Source organism: Cytobacillus sp. Bac17 (assembly GCF_024519925.1).
GTDB classification, from domain to species: Bacteria; Bacillota; Bacilli; order Bacillales; family Cytobacillaceae; genus Cytobacillus; species Cytobacillus pseudoceanisediminis.
Window position 1 is genome coordinate 1 of the sequence record NZ_JALJRC010000045.1, and the last position, 17,078, is coordinate 17,078.

Consider the following 17,078-nt stretch of genomic DNA (forward strand, 5'->3'; position numbering starts at 1 on the left):
TGTCGATGCAGGCGATGCTTACTTTCGCTGCCATGAATTTGAAGAAAATGGCCAACTGGACTTGGCAAGGTCCAGAAATGGCCTAAATGATAACCTCGGAGAGGTCTGCAATTCTCTGTAATTACTTGAAGTCCCACAAAAAATGAAAAAAAGAGTTCGGAATGAGACTATTCCGAACTCTTTTTGTCTACAAACTGAAGCCAATCCTTTTGGGATTGGCTATGCAGATTTCGCAGGCAGAACAATATTGAATGTTGTACCTTTATTTAATTCACTCTCGATAAATACTTTTCCGTTATGGCTTTCGATAATTTTAAAGCTGACCATCAGGCCTAAGCCGTTCCCATTTTTTTTGGTTGTAAAAAAAGGTTCTCCGATATTTTTCAGTTTTTCCTGCGGGATTCCTACTCCTGTATCCTTTATTGCAATTTGAACCTGGTTATTTATGATACCAGCTCTAACGGTGATGTTCCCTCCATCAGGCATCGCTTCAATTCCATTTTTGATAAAATTAAGAAAGACTTGTTTTAGCCGATTTTCGTCACATTCAATTTGAATGATATCCTGTTGATATTCGAAACCAATTTTCACGTTTCTATTTCGGGCTTCAAATTCCAAAAAAGAAACGACATTTTTTATAATGGGTATGATATCTCTTTCTTCCAGTTCTGCGGCTTTCGGCTTAGCGAGAATCATAAAATCTTCTACTATATTATTTACCCGGTCAATTTCATCCAAAATGATGCTTAAGTATTCCTGCCGCTCTTCATGTGTCTCATCCAGCTGCAGGAATTCTGTATATCCTTTCATGGTTGTGAGCGGATTGCGGATTTCATGTGCAACCCCTGCAGCAAGCTGGCCCACTGCTGCCAGTTTATCCTGCTGATGCAATACTTCTTCAGTTTTTTTCCTCTCAGTTATATCGTTTCTTATTGATAAGTATTGATAAGGTTTTCCGTTTGCATTCAGGAAAGGCACAATCGTAGTATGAACCCAGTAATAAGATCCGTCTTTTGCTTTATTGCGTATTTCTCCTTTCCAGACTTCTCCCTGGCCAATTGTTTTCCATAAGTTCTTAAAGAATTCTTTTGAATGAAGTCCTGAATTTAAGATGGAATGATTCTGTCCTATCAGTTCTTCCCTGCTGTACTGGGAGATTTCACAAAACTTCTCATTTACATTGGTTATTGTTCCTTTTTCATCTGTAAAGGCAATAATAGAAGACTGTTCAAGCGCAAATTTAATATCGTTTACATCTTTCAGGGAACTTTTAAGGCTGGCTTCAGCAGATTTCAATGCCGATATATCTGTCCGGATGGAAACATACTGATTGGGTTTATTCTTTTTATTGAGAAAAGGGACAATTGTAGTATCAACCCAATAAAAGCTTCCGTCTTTCGCTTTATTGCGTATTTCCCCTTTCCATATTTCCCCTGATCCAATTGTTTTCCATAGATCTTGAAAAAATTCCGGCGGATGAAAACCCGAATTTAAGATATTGTGATTTTTGCCAAGCAGTTCATGTTCTTCATATTTAGATATCTCAACAAATTTATCATTCACATAAGTGATAACGCCCTTTGAATCTGTAATAGCCACTATAGATGATTCATCAAGAGCAGCCTGAATATCATGTAAATTGGTGTCGCTTGCTTCCAGCCTCTTGCTGATTAAAGTGCTTGAAGCAATAAGCCCGCTCAGGATAAGAATCCCTGCAAAAAATACAAGATAAATCAGAGAAGTCTCCGGAGAGCCTCCCCTGCTAATTTCCCCATTTGAATAGAATGATGACGATCGGATCAGCAGAAAATAACCCTCCACAATGGCTCCGGTGAATATGAGTGCACTTAAGGGCTTGATCCAGATAGGTCTGGAGTACGAAAGACTTTTCGAATAAAAGAGCATCCATAGTGAAAATAAAAAAGAAACAAAAATGATCAGTGCTGAAATGAGGAATATGCTGGGGGAAAACTGCACATTCATCCCCACAGCAAACATACCTGTTACATGGATAGATAGGACTGCCATAGTTAAAAAGAAGCTTCCCGCAAATAGATTGCCTGTTTTCAGCTGCCTGTCGATTACTCTATTAAAGGCCATACCGGTAAATGAAATGCCAAAAATCATGGACAATAAGGTAAGCGGAATATTATAACTTCCTGAAGCATTTATGTTGATGGCGATCATGCCAATAAAGTTCATAATCCATATCCCGATTCCAAGGGAAAAAGTTCCGCCTAAGAACAAAAACTTCTGGTTTCTCTCAGATGGTTTAATCAATGTAAATAAATCTAATGCTGTATAGGAAGCCATAATGGTTAGTATAACCGCTACAAATATTAATATTGGATTAAAAGATTCAATTATCTCAGTCATCGCAGGCTGTTAGCCTCCTCATTATTACTGTATTAAATATGATTGTAATGCAATCATTACAGCCTTGGAAGAGGCCCGGCGAAATAAAGTCAGAAGTTCATTAGTACAGATAGAACTTTTGCTGTATGGCTAGAAATTATTAGATGATTTTACCTCATGCTTCGGACTCACCCCAATGGATATCCACTTTTCCTGTCCGAATGGGTGCCGACTTCGGACTCGTTTTTCTGGATTTCCGCTTTTCCTGTCCGAATAGAGACCGACTTCGGACGCGTACCTCCGGATATCCGCTTTTCCTGTCCGAATGGTGACTGACTTCGGACTCGTACCTCGGATTACCCCTTCTTCTGTCTGAATGATGATCAACTTCGGACTCACTCCTCCAGATATCCCCTACTTCTGTCCGAATGCTGACCAACTTCGGACTCGTCATTCATATCCCCTCTGTCCAAATCGATCCAAAATCTTAATTTGCACCAATAAATATAATAGATAAAATTTTTAAAAAATTTAATCAAACCACTTCACATTTAATTTTGTTTGGTATATACTGTACTACAACAGATAAAAACACGATTAACTGTATTATAAAAAGGAGGAAATTTCATGATTAAAAGTCCAGTTGAATTTTTTAGAACTCTTCCCAAAAAGGTATGTCCGGAGTGCGGCCAAACAGTCAAGGAACAGGCCGAATCTTATCTGATGGAATGTGATCGCTGTCTTTCAAAAAAAATGGAATAGCACAATCAGCGGAAGGCTTCAGGCCCTCCGCTTTTTTATTTACTGCTATATGGCCACTAACAAGAAAACTCAGGATGTTATAGTACAGTGAAACTTAAAATGTTTGAAAAGTCTATAAATTTACAAGGCCATCCTGTATAATTGTTCCATAAACTCTATATTTAGAGAATCGAAATAGGAGGGATCGCTAAATGGTTCAAACAGCAGTAACCAGATTAAAGCGTGTTGAAGTACCGGAAGATCGTACATGGAAAGTGGAGGATTTATTTGCTTTAGAGGAAGATTGGCATAAAGAAGTTAGAAGTATAGATGAAGATCTTGCTGTTTTTGAGCAGTACAAGGGAAAGCTCCATGAAGGCCCGCAAATATTACTGGGCTGCCTTTCCGCTCAGGAAAAGCTCTCCATCCGTTTGGTTCAAGCTGGAACGTATGCTAGCTTGCGCCAGTCGGAGGATGGAACAAATCCGCGCAATCAGGCAAATTCATCCATACTTGCATCTTTAAAAGCAAAAGCAGCCTCTGCTCTTTCGTTTATTGACTCTGAATTAATGTCCTTACCTGAAGGCACGATTGAAAAATACATAGACGATGAAAGCGGCCTTGAACCTTTCAGAAAACAGCTGACAGATCTTCTTGAATCGAAGACGCACAGGCTTTCTCCAGAGACGGAAGAAGCCCTGGCAGCATTGGGTGAAGTATTTGGAGCTCCGTATAATATGTATCAGGCTGCAAAACTTGCTGACATGCCATTTTCCTTTTTTAAAGACAGTAAAGGAAACGATTTGCCAAACTCTTTTGCTCTTTACGAAGATCGTTATGAGTTTTCGTCAGATACTGCCATCAGAAGGAATGCCTATGTCTCATTTACAGATTCACTGGAAAACTATAAGAATACATTTGCCTCTGCCTATTCTGCCGAGGTGAAAAAACAGGTAACACTTGCTAAGCTGAGGAAGTACAGTTCAGCCACACAAATGCTCCTGGATTCCCAGCATGTTACAGAGGAAATGTACAACAATCAGCTGAATATTATCCAAAAAGAGCTTGCCCCCCATATGCGCAGATATGCTCAGTTAAAGAGAAAAGTTCTGGGATTGGATAAGATGCTTTTTTGTGACCTGAAGGCTCCTCTTGATCCGGAGTTCAATCCTGAAACAACATTTGAAGAAGCATCAAAAGTCATATTAGAGGCTCTCAAAGTAATGGGACCTGAGTATACGGATATAATGAAGAAAGGCTTGACTGAACGCTGGGTTGATTTGGCTGACAATGTAGGGAAATCTACAGGTGCATTTTGTTCAAGTCCATATGGATCGCATCCATTCATCCTGATTACATGGACAGACACGATGCGCGGTGCTTTTATTCTCGCTCATGAGCTTGGGCATGCGGGTCATTTCTATTTGGCCAATAAATATCAGCGTATAATGAATACCCGCCCATCAACCTACTTTGTAGAAGCTCCCTCAACACTTAACGAATTGCTGCTTGGACAGCATTTAATGGCAGGCACTGAGGATATGAGAATGAAGCGCTGGGTAATTCTTCAGCTGCTGGGAACTTATTATCACAACTTTGTCACACACCTTCTCGAGGGAGAATATCAGCGAAGAATATATAATCTTGCTGATCAAGGGATTCCGTTAACGGCAAAAACACTTTCAGATCAAAAGATGGAAACACTTGCTGAATTCTGGGGTGATACGGTTGAACTGGATGATAAGGCGGCTTTAACCTGGATGAGACAGCCTCATTATTATATGGGACTCTATCCATATACTTATTCAGCTGGTTTGACTGCTTCCACAGCTATGGCACAGAGCATTCAAGAGGAAGGCCAGCCTGCCATTGAACGCTGGCTTGATGTTTTAAAAGCTGGCGGAACGAAAAAGCCGCTCGATCTCCTTAAGAGCGCAGGCATTGATATGTCCAAGCCAGATCCAATCCGCAAAGCCGTAAGCTATGTGGGGACCTTAGTGGATGAATTGGAAAACAGCTACATGTAACAAGAAGCCCCTCCGATATTCCGGAGGGGTTTTCAGGTTAAATATACATACTCCATTAGAGGCTTTTTTTAATCTCTGGCTATATAGAAATAATCGGTTTATATGAGGATCAGTAACCTCTATGCACATCCTCGAATTCATGGAGGGTAAATATGAGATAGTGGGTCTTTTTGTTTGTAATTGCAATTATAATATTGTTACTGGTATATTAATTGGCTTTAAGGCACGGGTTTTCTCTATATAAATGAAACCGTCATATCTGAGTGAGACTTTCGTAGGCACATAATTCCCGTATTGTTCATATTCAGGGTTATATACGACTCCAATGGCTCGATGACCGATAGATTCATTAAATAATTCCCTGTTATCATCGGTGAACAACAAAATTTTATCTCCAGGGCCAGCCTTGCGAAGCGTATCCTCCCAGCTTCCTGTCTGTGCTGGAGGTACATCCATAACTTGTAGCTCATTCCCCCATTGTTCCGCTGCGATAACAGTGCCTGAGTGTGTACCAAACCCGAGTGCGAAAACCTGATCTTCCCCATATTTCTCGCGAAGGATTTGCCCAACGTTAACAAGTCCCTCTTCTTTCATATCTGTTGCTCTTGCATCTCCGATATGAGTATTGTGTTCCCATACGATGACCTTGGCATCTTCTCCATAATATTTGGAGATCTCCTCTATGGCACTTACCATGTGATGATCCCTAATATTCCAGTCATCAGGCCCGCCTTTTACCATTGCTCGATAATAGTTTTCTGCATTTACAGCAACAAGGCTATTTAGCATAAGGTGCAGTGATTCTTCTTCGTAGCTCCTGGTATGCCCCCACTTGTTTTTTATTTTAAGTAAAAGTTCGGCTACTTCTTTTTCACAGCCTTCCCCATAAAATGCCGCAGAAACTGCATAATTTTCAGGTGTCCGATGAAAAGGCTCAAAGCAGGCAAATGCTTTTTTAGCAGCTTCCAGTTCTGCAGCTTCCTTTGTCTCCAGAAGTTTTATTATTTCATCCATCGATTCCCATAAGCTATATATATCGATGCCATAGAAACCAACCTTTAGGCCATGTTTATCAATCAGCTGATTGTGATTATAAAGCCAGGTTATTAGATCTTTAATTTCCTCATTTGCCCACATCCATGTCGGCCACCTGTTAAAATTTTTGAGTGCATCAAGGGGATTCAGATGCACATAACCCTTAACATACCTGTTGATGGTAAAGCAGGAAGGCCAGTCTCCTTCAACAGAGATACAGTTGAACCCTTTTTGTTCAATCAGTCTTTTGGATATTTCTGCTCTTACTGTATAAAATTCTGATGTTCCATGAGAAGCTTCCCCCAATAAAACAAATTTCGCTTCCCCGGCTGCTTGAATAATCCGGTCAAGCCCGGATGAATCGGTGAAAGAGAATGCTTCTTTTTGAATAGCTGTTATCAAGTCCTTATTTTCTTTTATTTTTATCACCTCATTTAAGACCTATATAGTTACTTTACCCATTTGAATTAGGATTAATATGGTTGAATATAAGACCTATGCGGAGAGAAAACTTTAAAGAAAGGTGCTCGAATATCTATAACAAAAGGAGTTTTAATAATGAAAGATAACGATGAAAAATACCTGACATATGCACCAAAAGAAGAGATGGTAACCATTGAAACGGGTGGCAATTTTCCAAATTTAAAACATGCAGCTGGGGATTCAGTTGATGAACATGAACAGCAGGAAACGGCAAATGCTATTATAGGTGCGAAAGAAATTGGACAGCAAAACGAAAACCTATAATAAAAGGAGTGAATGGAATGGAGACAATCGATCCTAAAAAGGTTAAATCTGGTGATGAGGTTTTTGTTATTTATCATAACCCTCATACTCCAAGTGTTGCAAATGTCAGGCCGGCAGAAATTGTACCGCATCCTAAAGACCCTAATGCAGTGGCCCTCTTCCTTAATGAATCCTTCCATTTAATAGAAGAAGATGATGCGTTGTTTTCGTCTGAACATGATGCAGAACAGGCCTTTCATGAATTGTATGGAGACTTTTAGATCATTAAATAAGAAAGACTGTTATCAGGTGACAACAGTCTTTCTAAAATTAATTATCACAAAATTTGCGGCAATTCCCGCATCTCGGCTGTTGTTTCATCACCGCATAATGGGCATTTTAAATCTGAAGAGGCAAAATCTTTTCTCATCCAGCCATTGCAGCTATTGCAGGAATACACCTCTGTATCCAGCATTACAACTTCCGGCTTGTCATCTTGGCCTTTTTTATTGAAAAAAATAGGAAACGCCCCCTTTTTTTCTTAGTATGGACAAGAAAGGTAAAAATTATTGAAAATGTTTTAAACAATTTTGAATAGGAGGTGATTCAATGGACCGCCGAGAGAAAAAGAGAAACCTTACTATAGCAGGAACTGATATTGATGAAGTAAAAAGGCTGAACAGTCAATCAGGGCTTTCATATAACGAAGCAAAAAAACTGCTTGCAGAAATTTACTTTAAGAAATGAGGTAGTGAATGGGTTACATCATTAATAGGATTACTCTTTAGTTATGATGAAGAAACCTTTATTAAAGGCCAGAAATAAGCATGTTTTTCCGGAGAGTAGTGTAAGATCGGTTCGCCTTTAAAGTAAATTCGGGGCAAAAATGAAGCTAAAGTGTTTTGATGTATCGTGCAAGAAGCTTCATGCAGCTGCCATTTTGTATGATGAATATCCCCGCGAAAAACCTTTTCACCTTTTGTTACCCATAAGCAATACCTTTCAGTCAGCCATTCATCAAGTGTTCCGGGTTTTGAGTTGAAGGGGCTTGATATTGACTTATAATTTGCTTTGAATTGGCCGTTCTCTGAATGGCCGTGTGTTCGCCTGCTTTCATAATTAACTAGTCCTTGAGACTTACTAACTTGCATTTCGGCATTCATATACGGAAGGTAATACAACATTCTGGCCCCTGTTACGGCTAAAAAGTTGTCTGCATCCAGGCTAAAAAAATATACGCCTTTCATGCCCTCATATTCCACATAAGTCCTTACATTCAATTCATTCATTGATTTCATAATCGGCAATGGCGGCAAGCCGCGCACCCTCATTTTACTGATCCAGAAAGGTACTACCCCAATCCATGCTGTACCGTTGTATGTATCTAATGTTAACTGTGAAGGGATGTGTTTTTCCAATATTTCTGCTGGCACTGGCCAATGAGCAAATAAAACATCATTCCATATTTGTTCCATAACCCAGGGTTTATCAGGCAGCGGAAATGGCCTGTGTCCTGTTATCTTCAAATCTTCTTTCATTCCCTTACCGCCCTTCAGTATGTTATATAAATGATTATTCCTCATAATGCGAGTATTAAACTTAGCTGGTATAAATGAATTGTTGATGTTTATAGTTCTATCCTTGGGGATTGCATTGTATTTATGAATGGAGGTGATGGTTCATGAATAATCAGCTTTCAGCACCTTATCTGAAAACACTAAGTCTGTCTCCTGAAAATCAGGAGTCTCCCATTCATTTTTTGGAGTGCTGGAAAACACCGCAAGAATATTTTTATTTAAGAAACCATTTTTCCTACCCGCTAATTAACCCTCAGAATTTATTTTTGTCCATTAGCGGGAACGTGAATAAAGCGATGGAAATATCTTTAAGTGAACTTTACCGCTTCCCATCCAAAACCATTCTGGTCCCTCTGGAATGCGCTGGCAATAACAGAGCGAAATTTAAACCAAAGGTTTTTGGTGAGCAATGGGAAGAAGGAGCAGTCAGTCAGGGGAAATGGAAGGGAGTGCCTTTGAAGGAACTGCTGAATAAAGCCGGACTTTTGGATGGAAGCAAAGAAGCTGTGTTCGCAGGATTGGATTTTGGTGAGCGAAAAGATTTGAATGAATCCTTTTACTTTGCCAGAAGCCTGCCAATTGAAAAGGCACTCCACGAAGATACGATTGTAGCTTATGAGTTTAACGGCAAGCCCCTACCGTATAAGCAAGGTTATCCATTCAGGCTAATCGTGCCCCAATGGTATGCAATGGCCTCCGTTAAGTGGCTTAGGAATATTTTTATTATTCAGCATGAATTTAATGGTCCTTTTCAATCAAAAGATTATGTTTATTATCCTTATAAAGACAGCGATCTGGATAAAAGGCCTGTTACAGCCATTAATGTTAATAGCACAATCCAGCAGCCATTGAATTATTCCATTATTAAAGAAGGATTTCACACTATAAGAGGGATTGCCTGGACTGGCACTGGAGCAATTAATGAGGTGGCAATAAGCATTGATCATGGTGATACATGGAGAAAGACCTCACTCAAACACAGGGAAAACGAGAAGTTTTCCTGGGTTAAGTGGCATTTTGATTGGGAGGGATATAAGGGTGAGCATACCATTCTTGTGAGGGCGAGTGATTCAGAGGGCAATATCCAGCCAATAAAGCCTTACTGGAACAGAAAAGGTTATGGATATAATGCTGTGCAAAAAATAAAAATTCGAGTGGAATAATCTTTTTTCAGGTGCAGGCCCCAAATATAGTCATAAACAAAAGAGAAGATGACCTGGCATCCTCTCTTTTTAATTTTAAATTTTATCACCGCTGCAATCCTCAATCAGCAATCCATGCGGACCAGATTTTAATTTTCTTGATCTGTTCTCTTACCTGCTTCAGGTTCACCAGGCGTCTGGTTCCCTGTTGTAGCCTGGTATCCCACCCGATAGGAGGAAGTCCTCTTTTTTCTGAGAACTTCTGGCATTTTGTACTGGCCCAGATCATCTTGAGCATCTTTTGGTGCCATTGCATTGCCTCCTTGCTATTGTGTTATTCATCATACCCTTTGCGCGGAATGGAAATATCCACCCCGACAACGTCTTCAATTACCGCATCCGCCTGTCCTTCCATGTATGCGTCACTCACTTGTTCATGTGTTGTCGCCAGGCCAGATGAAAGCTGATCATTCCTGTTATAATCTTCAGTCTCATAATATCTGCCGGCAATATCTATGCCATCATTTTTGTCCTTTTTATTCATATGGGATCCCTCCTTCTAATTTAGAACTATCTTTATTTTGGACATTTAACTGATTATCATACTGTTCCATTGCAAACAGGAAGGCTGAAAACAAAAAATCTGCCCAAATACGGGCAGATCTTTTGCGCTGTCATTTTTTTAGATAATTAGTAGCCTCCGCCAACGAAAGCAGCACCAACAATGATTAGAAGTATAAACAGGACAACGATTAAAGCAAAACCGCCGCCATACCCTGCTCCTGCACCCATTCCAACACCTCCTGACATCTAGTGACAGTGTATGAAAATGATGTTTGTCCCGAATGGGCAATTATAACGGAGGGATGAAAATAAAATCGAAGATTCATTTATTTAATTTGGCTCTATAAGATGTTTTTCAGTTATTGCCCTCTTGGAAGAGATTAAATCATTTAAAATCTGAACAAAAATAGGAGGTTATTCAACAAATTTTAATTAGCAGGAAAAAAACTCTTTACTGCAAACGGATTCATGGTAAAATGGACATGTAATCAAGTTAGATGTCTGACGTCTATTCACAAACCTCTTAGAAGAGAGGTCTATATTTTTGGCGTTTCGTAAAAACGTTTTCATTATTCTAAATTCAACAAATGAGGTGTCAACATGAGTTTTATATGGGGTTTATTAGGAGTTCTTACTGTATTGGGGATTGCTTTCCTCCTTTCATCAAATCGAAAGGCAATCAATCTCCGTACAATTTTAGGCGGATTGGCTATCCAGTTTGCATTTGCCTTTGCAGTTCTCAAATGGGAACTTGGAAAAAAAGTATTAGAAAAAATGACATTTGCAGTAAATGATATTGTCGGATTTGCCAATGAAGGAATAAATTTCTTATTCGGAGGCTTGTTCCAGGAAGGTTCAGGAGTAGGAATGGTATTTGCCTTCCAGGTGCTGACTACAGTTATCTTCTTTTCTTCCCTTATCTCTGTTCTTTATTATACCGGGATTATGCAGATAATTATAAAGGTCATTGGCGGAGGTTTGTCCAAGCTGCTTGGAACAAGCAAGGCAGAGTCCATGTCTGCAGCAGCCAATATTTTTGTCGGACAAACGGAAGCTCCATTAATTGTCCGCCCTTTCCTGAATAAAATGACGAAATCTGAACTGTTTGCTGTTATGACCGGAGGCCTTGCATCAGTTGCCGGTTCAGTACTTATAGGATACTCCCTTCTTGGGGTACCATTGGAATACTTGCTTGCTGCAAGCTTCATGGCTGCACCTGCCGGCCTTGTCCTCGCTAAAATTATGATACCTGAAACAGAAGTATCAGAGACAACAAACGACATAACTATTGAAAAAGATACTGAATCTGTAAATGTGGTAGACGCTGCTGCACGCGGTGCAAGTGTGGGACTTCAGCTTGCATTAAACATCGGTGCTATGCTTCTAGCTTTTATCGCTCTGGTTGCTCTTATCAATGGAATTATCGGATTTGCAGGCGGGCTTTTCGGATTTGAAAATCTTACACTGGAAACCATTCTTGGTTTTGTTTTTGCCCCTCTTGCATTTGCAGTAGGTGTTCCATGGGCTGAAGCTGTACAGGCTGGCGGGTATATCGGCCAAAAGCTCGTATTGAATGAATTTGTTGCTTATTCAGCTTTCGCACCGGAAATCAGCAGCCTGTCTCCTAAGACTGTTGCAGTAGTGAGTTTCGCGCTTTGCGGATTTGCCAACATTTCCTCTATGGCCATTCTTCTGGGCGGACTGGGCAACCTTGCCCCTGACCGCAGGAACGATATAGCTAAGCTTGGAATTCGTTCAGTAATAGCTGGAGCACTTGCTTCTCTATTAAGTGCAGCAATTGCAGGAATGTTAATTTAATAGTTTTATAGCATACTGGATTAATCCGGTATGCTTTTTTATTGATAAAATTTGGGAACAGGCGAGAATTGTCGAACATTATCTGAAAATTATTTTAATTCAGAGTTGATTTTATATTTTTGTTAATGTTAAAGTATTGTTGTAAGCGTTACCATAAGTATTCTTCTAAAAGTTTTGCACCATGGAAATACATAGACTACTATTTTAAGGAGGAATTATATGAGTCAGCTAACTGCAGGTTTAAAAGAAAAGGTGGAAAAGTTTTTAAGCGGAAAGAAGAAATTATATATCAATGGTGAATTTGTTGAAAGCAAATCACAGAAAACGTTTGATACGTATAACCCGGCTACAGGGGAAGTTCTTGCTTCTGTTTTTGAAGCCGGTGCAGAAGATATTGATCTTGCAGTAAAAGCAGCCCGAAAGGCTTTTGATGAAGGCAAATGGTCAAAAATGAGCGCCTCTAAGCGCAGCCGCCTGATGTATAAGCTTGCTGATCTTATGGAAGAAAACAGTGAAGAATTAGCACAGCTTGAGACGTTGGATAATGGTAAGCCGATTCGTGAAACAACTAATGCCGATATTCCTCTGGCTGTTGAACATATGCGCTATTATGCAGGCTGGTCTACGAAGATTGTCGGCCAGACTATTCCTGTCAGCGGGCCATTCTTCAACTATACTCGCCATGAGGCAGTTGGTGTGGTGGGACAAATCATCCCTTGGAACTTCCCTCTTCTTATGGCAATGTGGAAGCTGGGTGCTGCCCTTGCAACAGGATGTACGGTTGTTCTTAAGCCAGCAGAGCAAACACCTCTTTCTGCTCTATATCTTGCTGAACTAATGGATGAAGCCGGCTTCCCTCCAGGGGTTGTCAATATTGTACCAGGTTTCGGTGAAACAGCTGGCCAGCCGCTTGTCGATCATCCCTTAGTAGATAAAATAGCGTTTACTGGTTCTACTGAAGTAGGCAAACTGATTATGTCCAATGCTTCAAAAACCTTAAAGCGCGTTACGCTTGAGCTTGGCGGTAAGTCTCCAAATATCATTCTGCCAGACGCTGATTTATCAAAGGCTATTCCAGGAGCTCTGAACGGTGTTATGTTCAACCAGGGTCAGGTGTGCTGTGCCGGCTCCCGTGTTTTCATACAAAAAAAGCAGTTTGATAATGTTGTAGCTGACATGGCTTCACATGCCAAAAAAATTAAACAAGGTGCCGGTATTCATGCTGACACAGAAATTGGCCCGCTTGTTTCTGCTGAGCAGCAAAACCGCGTTCTTGGGTACATTGAAAAAGGCCTTAGCGAAGGTGCCCAGCTTGTAGCAGGAGGCGACAAACCGCAAGAGCAAGGTTACTTCGTCTCCCCTACTATTTTTGCTGATGTTCGTGACGAAATGACGATTGCGAAGGAAGAAATATTCGGACCGGTTATTTCGGCCATGCCTTATGATGACTTAGACGAATTAATTAACCGGGCAAATAACAGTGAATATGGTTTAGCTGCAGGTGTTTGGACTCGTGATGTGGCAAATGCACACTATGTGGCCAACAAACTCCGCGCAGGTACAGTTTGGGTGAACTGCTACAACGCCTTTGACGCTGCATCTCCATTTGGCGGCTACAAGCAATCCGGAATCGGCCGTGAGATGGGATCATACGCTCTGGATAACTATACAGAAGTTAAGAGTGTTTGGATTTCAATGAAATAATAGCCGAACCAAAAAAGGAACCTTGCGGGGTTCCTTTTTTTGGTTGCTTCACTTTAATTTCCCCTGTATTAAGAATAAGTTCACAGATTATCCATAGGAATTTTGATGGATATTATTTATCCTTATATTGGGAGGGGAAATAATGAAAAAAGTTTATATTATATCCGCGATTATTGTAATATTAGGCATAGCAGCCGGAATTTCTTTTTTTATTATTCGTGATATGACAGCCAAGATTCCTGATCATATTACACTTTTAACCGATGATGAGAAGTTATATGACTTTGCGGAATCGGATAAAAAGCTGAAGCTTGTTGAATTTATTTATACGCACTGTCCGGATATCTGTCCGACTACTACACAAAGGATGAATCTGCTGAAAGGTGATCTTAGCAAAGAGGGTGTTTTTGGGGAGAAGGTTCAATTCATTACTGTAACGATCGACCCCTATAGAGACACCGCAGAGGTCCTTCGAAAATATAGAAATACCTTTGAAATCGAAAATGATGGGGATTGGGTCTTTCTTACTGCAGAGCCTGATAAACTGAAAAAAGATCAGTCTGAAATTCAGGAGCTCGCTAACACGTTTCAATTTCAATACCGTGATCCCGGTGATGGTTTCTACGTTCATAGCACCTTTGTCTATTTGCTTGACGAAAATAATAAGTTTATTAAGAAGTTCCCAATGGGAGAAGATTTTGATAAGAATGATGTTTTCAATAAGATTATGAAGCAAATATAATAAAAAAGTGGCGGACTCTGGATCCGCCACTTTTTTAACCTAATTCGCAGAAGAAGATAAATTTTTGTTTTGGTTAATGAGTATTAAAGTTTTTGATCTTGGCTTTGAAAAGCTTACTTTAATACCGGATTTCTTTAATCTGTTTACCAAATCAACCAGCTGCTTTTTAGCCATTTGAAAAACTCCTTTTTCCCTGCCTGTATGATTAATATTGTACATGAAAAATATGAAAAAACTATGAACAAAAAGAAACATTTTATGATTTTTGGGAAGCTTTTTCAAGGTTTTAATAAAAGTGTATGCTTGGTCCTCTCTTCATTGAGAGCTGTCTTATGATAGTTCCCTTCTGCCCAGCCGTTCATCTGGTCATGATACCACTGGCTTAGAGGATGTCCTGATTGTCCTGGTCCCACAAGGTGATAGGCAGTATTCATGTTTTGCGTATCCATTACAAATCTCCACGAGCCCCCATGATTTACTGTGCCATCTTCTTTATTAGCTGCTGCCTGGACAGTGACTGAGCTTCCTCCAACAGGAATCCGCCCTTCTCTATTAAACAAGAAGTTTAAAGGTTTTACACTTGAAAGCGGATGGGAAAAGGCTAATTGGTGATAGTCTCCCCATTTCCACTCAGACAGGTTGTTTCCTTGAAGATCTGCAGCTTTCTTTACGGCTGAACTCAATGATCGTGAAAGGACTTCCTCCAGTCCTCCCTTTTCTTCTATCCAGCGGCTTACCCTGCCTTTTGCTGCATTTCTCAATAATTCATCCACTGCCTGCTTTTGTCCTTTAAAGAGCTTCCTCATTTCTGGTGTTATCTCATCTTCAAAAAGAACATCGGATATGCTTTTCATCCAAAGATTGAAAATGAGAGGGGCTGCTCCATCTTTGCTGTCGTTATAATCCCATTTACTCAGGGCGGATAAAGCTTCCTTTTCAAGATTGGAAGATGGTTCTCTAATTTCAGACAGGAAAATGGGTATAAATTCCTCGGCCTGCAGGTTTTTCTGATCCATCTGCAGAGACATCATGTCTTCTGCTGTAAGTTCATCCTTGCTTTTCAGGAATTCCTGGATGCGCATTTGCCTATACGGCTGTGCCCAATCATGACTTATATGGTAAGGGTAGCTGTCATCCATAACCTTATTGTTTGCAGTTGAGATGTATCCTTCTCTTGGATTAATCGCTTTTGGCAGTTGATCATAAGGTATATAGCTTTCCCAGCCGTATTCATCCGACCAGCCAGGTACTGGCAGTAGCCCGTCTCCTTTCTTTCTGATGGGGATTTTACCGTTTGCTTTATAAGCTATTGTTCCATCTGGCGAGGCAAATACAAAGTTCTGTGCGGGTGTATGAAATAACTCCAATGCTTCTTCAAATTGATGCCAGTCCGATGATTTATTCATTTTTAGAATGGCTTCCAGTTCTTTTGAAGGTTCAAGGGCAGTCCATTGCAAAGAAAGAACTGTATCTTTGCCGCTGTCTGCAGCAAATTCCGAAATTACAGGTCCGTGGCGTGTAATCGTTACTTGATAGCTAATTGTCTCCTTGTCTTTTACCTTAATTGGTTCTTCAATTATTTCTGCCTTTTCCCATTTTTCATTGAATAGAAACTCATTTTTATTGGCAGGATTCCTTTTTTCAATATACAAATCCTGGACATCTGGTCCTGTATTGGTTACTCCCCATGCAATGTTCTCATTGTGACCGAGAATAATGCCCGGAATACCGGCAAAAATGACTCCGCTGACGTTCATCTCCGGGGATTGCAAATGCATCTGATACCAGATGGAAGGTGTGCTGAGTGATAAATGCGGATCATCCGCAAGAATTGGCTTCCCGGATGCCGTTTTGCTGCCTGCTGCAGCCCAGTTATTGCTTCCGTTGAATTCCGGTGGAGTGATTGCATTTGCAAAGCTTTCTTCAATATTTAAGTTGTGTTTTCCTATTATGTAAGGGGCTTCTTCCGGATATGAGGGGAATAATTCATACGCTTTATCTTCCGGAAAATGCTGAAGGAGATAATATCGGAATGCCTGGCTTTCCCAGTGTCCTCCAAGATCATATGCCATATATTTGCCGATAGTAAGTGAATCCACGGGAGTCCATTCTTCAGGCTTATAGCCAAGTATGGAAAATTCAGGCGGCCATTTTCCGGTATCTTTCACCTCTTTAATATAAAGATTTACTCCTTCCGCAAACCAGCCTAAAATCTTTTTTGCTTCCGGGGAATATGCTTCATAGGATGCTTCTGCGGCCCTTCTCAGTCCAAGTGTCCTAAAGTATTTATCATTTTCAACCGCCCCTTCCCCGATCACTTCACTTAATCTGCCAGATGCCTGCCGCCTGCTTAAATCCATTTGAAATAGGCGATCCTGAGCCTGCACATATCCCTGTGCAATAAAAAGGTCTCGTTCATTATCCGCAAGTATGTGGGGAACGCCATTGCCGTCGCGATTCACCCTGACATCAGCAGAGATGGATCCAATTTTGATCTCTCCTTCAGTTTTAGGGATTGAGCGCGATAAATAACCAAACATAACGAAAAATGCCGCAGCCAATAACACTAATATGATTGCAAAGGTCCATAGTGAATATTTCTTCCACTTTGATTTTGGCTTGAGCTGGACCCCAATATGACCTCCCA

General features: G+C 40.4%; 19 protein-coding genes. 9 read left to right on the forward strand and 10 right to left on the reverse strand.

The features are described 5' to 3' along the window. Positions 1-219: 219 nt before the first annotated feature. Both NR125_RS26870 and NR125_RS26875 read right to left on the reverse strand, forming a co-directional pair. Entirely contained in the window at positions 220-2,376 is a 2,157-nt protein-coding gene (locus tag NR125_RS26870; RefSeq protein WP_256816503.1) for a PAS domain S-box protein, read from the reverse strand. Positions 2,377-2,530: 154 nt separating this feature from the next. Then, entirely contained in the window at positions 2,531-2,809 is a 279-nt protein-coding gene (locus NR125_RS26875) for a hypothetical protein (protein WP_256816504.1), read from the reverse strand. Positions 2,810-2,982: 173 nt separating this feature from the next. On the opposite strand from NR125_RS26875, the gene yhfH reads away from it, so the two are divergent. Beyond that, a complete protein-coding gene (gene yhfH / locus NR125_RS26880; RefSeq protein WP_009334590.1) occupies positions 2,983-3,117 on the forward strand; it encodes a protein YhfH in 135 nt (44 codons plus the stop codon). A gap of 191 nt (positions 3,118-3,308) precedes the next feature. After that, on the forward strand, positions 3,309-5,123 hold the full coding sequence (gene pepF, locus NR125_RS26885; RefSeq protein ID WP_009334589.1) for an oligoendopeptidase F: 1,815 nt from the start codon (positions 3,309-3,311) through the stop codon (positions 5,121-5,123). 186 nt (positions 5,124-5,309) lie between these two features. Here the strand turns inward: pepF and NR125_RS26890 are convergent, their stop codons facing one another. Continuing rightward, positions 5,310-6,587, reverse strand: coding sequence for an erythromycin esterase family protein (locus NR125_RS26890; protein ID WP_192908601.1), 1,278 nt, complete (start codon positions 6,585-6,587; stop codon positions 5,310-5,312). Between the two features lie 129 nt (positions 6,588-6,716). On the opposite strand from NR125_RS26890, the gene NR125_RS26895 reads away from it, so the two are divergent. Then, positions 6,717-6,905 (forward strand): hypothetical protein, encoded by a 189-nt coding sequence (locus NR125_RS26895; protein ID WP_192908602.1) that lies wholly within the window; start codon positions 6,717-6,719, stop codon positions 6,903-6,905. Between the two features lie 17 nt (positions 6,906-6,922). Continuing rightward, the gene (locus NR125_RS26900; protein WP_009334586.1) at positions 6,923-7,165 is read left to right on the forward strand and encodes a transcriptional regulator SplA domain-containing protein; all 243 of its coding nucleotides are present in this window, start codon (positions 6,923-6,925) and stop codon (positions 7,163-7,165) included. Positions 7,166-7,221: 56 nt separating this feature from the next. Here the strand turns inward: NR125_RS26900 and NR125_RS26905 are convergent, their stop codons facing one another. Continuing rightward, a complete protein-coding gene (locus NR125_RS26905) occupies positions 7,222-7,404 on the reverse strand; it encodes a cold-inducible protein YdjO-related protein (RefSeq protein ID WP_026041562.1) in 183 nt (60 codons plus the stop codon). 89 nt (positions 7,405-7,493) lie between these two features. On the opposite strand from NR125_RS26905, the gene NR125_RS26910 reads away from it, so the two are divergent. After that, the gene (locus tag NR125_RS26910; RefSeq protein ID WP_019379869.1) at positions 7,494-7,631 is read left to right on the forward strand and encodes a hypothetical protein; all 138 of its coding nucleotides are present in this window, start codon (positions 7,494-7,496) and stop codon (positions 7,629-7,631) included. Positions 7,632-7,672: 41 nt separating this feature from the next. Here NR125_RS26910 and NR125_RS26915 read toward each other — a convergent pair whose 3' ends face one another. Further along, the gene (locus NR125_RS26915) at positions 7,673-8,422 is read right to left on the reverse strand and encodes a YqjF family protein (protein WP_256816505.1); all 750 of its coding nucleotides are present in this window, start codon (positions 8,420-8,422) and stop codon (positions 7,673-7,675) included. Positions 8,423-8,565: 143 nt separating this feature from the next. On the opposite strand from NR125_RS26915, the gene NR125_RS26920 reads away from it, so the two are divergent. Continuing rightward, entirely contained in the window at positions 8,566-9,624 is a 1,059-nt protein-coding gene (locus NR125_RS26920; RefSeq protein WP_256816506.1) for a sulfite oxidase, read from the forward strand. Positions 9,625-9,752: 128 nt separating this feature from the next. Here NR125_RS26920 and NR125_RS26925 read toward each other — a convergent pair whose 3' ends face one another. The 3 genes from NR125_RS26925 to NR125_RS26935 all read right to left on the reverse strand — a co-directional run bounded on the left by NR125_RS26925 (position 9,753) and on the right by NR125_RS26935 (position 10,395). Then, complete coding sequence (locus NR125_RS26925) at positions 9,753-9,914, reverse strand: hypothetical protein (RefSeq protein WP_009334581.1); 162 nt, start codon at positions 9,912-9,914, stop codon at positions 9,753-9,755. A gap of 23 nt (positions 9,915-9,937) precedes the next feature. Further along, on the reverse strand, positions 9,938-10,147 hold the full coding sequence (locus NR125_RS26930; protein WP_256816507.1) for a YozQ family protein: 210 nt from the start codon (positions 10,145-10,147) through the stop codon (positions 9,938-9,940). Positions 10,148-10,293: 146 nt separating this feature from the next. Next, positions 10,294-10,395, reverse strand: coding sequence for a YjcZ family sporulation protein (locus NR125_RS26935; protein WP_019379865.1), 102 nt, complete (start codon positions 10,393-10,395; stop codon positions 10,294-10,296). 372 nt (positions 10,396-10,767) lie between these two features. On the opposite strand from NR125_RS26935, the gene NR125_RS26940 reads away from it, so the two are divergent. The 3 genes from NR125_RS26940 to NR125_RS26950 all read left to right on the forward strand — a co-directional run bounded on the left by NR125_RS26940 (position 10,768) and on the right by NR125_RS26950 (position 14,431). Further along, entirely contained in the window at positions 10,768-11,985 is a 1,218-nt protein-coding gene (locus tag NR125_RS26940; protein ID WP_009334579.1) for a NupC/NupG family nucleoside CNT transporter, read from the forward strand. Between the two features lie 219 nt (positions 11,986-12,204). Beyond that, complete coding sequence (locus NR125_RS26945) at positions 12,205-13,689, forward strand: aldehyde dehydrogenase family protein (protein ID WP_009334578.1); 1,485 nt, start codon at positions 12,205-12,207, stop codon at positions 13,687-13,689. A 142-nt stretch (positions 13,690-13,831) separates the two neighbouring features. Next, positions 13,832-14,431, forward strand: coding sequence for an SCO family protein (locus NR125_RS26950; RefSeq protein WP_009334577.1), 600 nt, complete (start codon positions 13,832-13,834; stop codon positions 14,429-14,431). A gap of 39 nt (positions 14,432-14,470) precedes the next feature. Here the strand turns inward: NR125_RS26950 and NR125_RS26955 are convergent, their stop codons facing one another. Together NR125_RS26955 and NR125_RS26960 are read right to left on the reverse strand one after the other, a co-directional pair. Continuing rightward, positions 14,471-14,605: a hypothetical protein gene (locus NR125_RS26955; RefSeq protein WP_256816508.1), complete on the reverse strand. Its 135-nt coding sequence runs from the start codon at positions 14,603-14,605 to the stop codon at positions 14,471-14,473. A gap of 104 nt (positions 14,606-14,709) precedes the next feature. Next, complete coding sequence (locus NR125_RS26960; RefSeq protein WP_192908939.1) at positions 14,710-17,067, reverse strand: penicillin acylase family protein; 2,358 nt, start codon at positions 17,065-17,067, stop codon at positions 14,710-14,712. Positions 17,068-17,078 lie beyond the last annotated feature (11 nt).

Excerpts from the sequence above, each read along its gene's own strand:
- NR125_RS26870 (WP_256816503.1), bottom strand. The coding sequence starts at position 2,376 with ATGACTGAGATAATTGAATCTTTTAATCCAATATTAATATTTGTAGCG.
- NR125_RS26875 (WP_256816504.1), bottom strand. The coding sequence starts at position 2,809 with ATGACGAGTCCGAAGTTGGTCAGCATTCGGACAGAAGTAGGGGATATC.
- yhfH (WP_009334590.1), top strand. The coding sequence starts at position 2,983 with ATGATTAAAAGTCCAGTTGAATTTTTTAGAACTCTTCCCAAAAAGGTA.
- pepF (WP_009334589.1), top strand. The coding sequence starts at position 3,309 with ATGGTTCAAACAGCAGTAACCAGATTAAAGCGTGTTGAAGTACCGGAA.
- NR125_RS26895 (WP_192908602.1), top strand. The coding sequence starts at position 6,717 with ATGAAAGATAACGATGAAAAATACCTGACATATGCACCAAAAGAAGAG.
- NR125_RS26900 (WP_009334586.1), top strand. The coding sequence starts at position 6,923 with ATGGAGACAATCGATCCTAAAAAGGTTAAATCTGGTGATGAGGTTTTT.
- NR125_RS26910 (WP_019379869.1), top strand. The coding sequence starts at position 7,494 with ATGGACCGCCGAGAGAAAAAGAGAAACCTTACTATAGCAGGAACTGAT.
- NR125_RS26915 (WP_256816505.1), bottom strand. The coding sequence starts at position 8,422 with ATGAAAGAAGATTTGAAGATAACAGGACACAGGCCATTTCCGCTGCCT.
- NR125_RS26920 (WP_256816506.1), top strand. The coding sequence starts at position 8,566 with ATGAATAATCAGCTTTCAGCACCTTATCTGAAAACACTAAGTCTGTCT.
- NR125_RS26925 (WP_009334581.1), bottom strand. The coding sequence starts at position 9,914 with ATGGCACCAAAAGATGCTCAAGATGATCTGGGCCAGTACAAAATGCCA.
- NR125_RS26930 (WP_256816507.1), bottom strand. The coding sequence starts at position 10,147 with ATGAATAAAAAGGACAAAAATGATGGCATAGATATTGCCGGCAGATAT.
- NR125_RS26935 (WP_019379865.1), bottom strand. The coding sequence starts at position 10,395 with ATGGGTGCAGGAGCAGGGTATGGCGGCGGTTTTGCTTTAATCGTTGTC.
- NR125_RS26940 (WP_009334579.1), top strand. The coding sequence starts at position 10,768 with ATGAGTTTTATATGGGGTTTATTAGGAGTTCTTACTGTATTGGGGATT.
- NR125_RS26945 (WP_009334578.1), top strand. The coding sequence starts at position 12,205 with ATGAGTCAGCTAACTGCAGGTTTAAAAGAAAAGGTGGAAAAGTTTTTA.
- NR125_RS26950 (WP_009334577.1), top strand. The coding sequence starts at position 13,832 with ATGAAAAAAGTTTATATTATATCCGCGATTATTGTAATATTAGGCATA.
- NR125_RS26955 (WP_256816508.1), bottom strand. The coding sequence starts at position 14,605 with ATGGCTAAAAAGCAGCTGGTTGATTTGGTAAACAGATTAAAGAAATCC.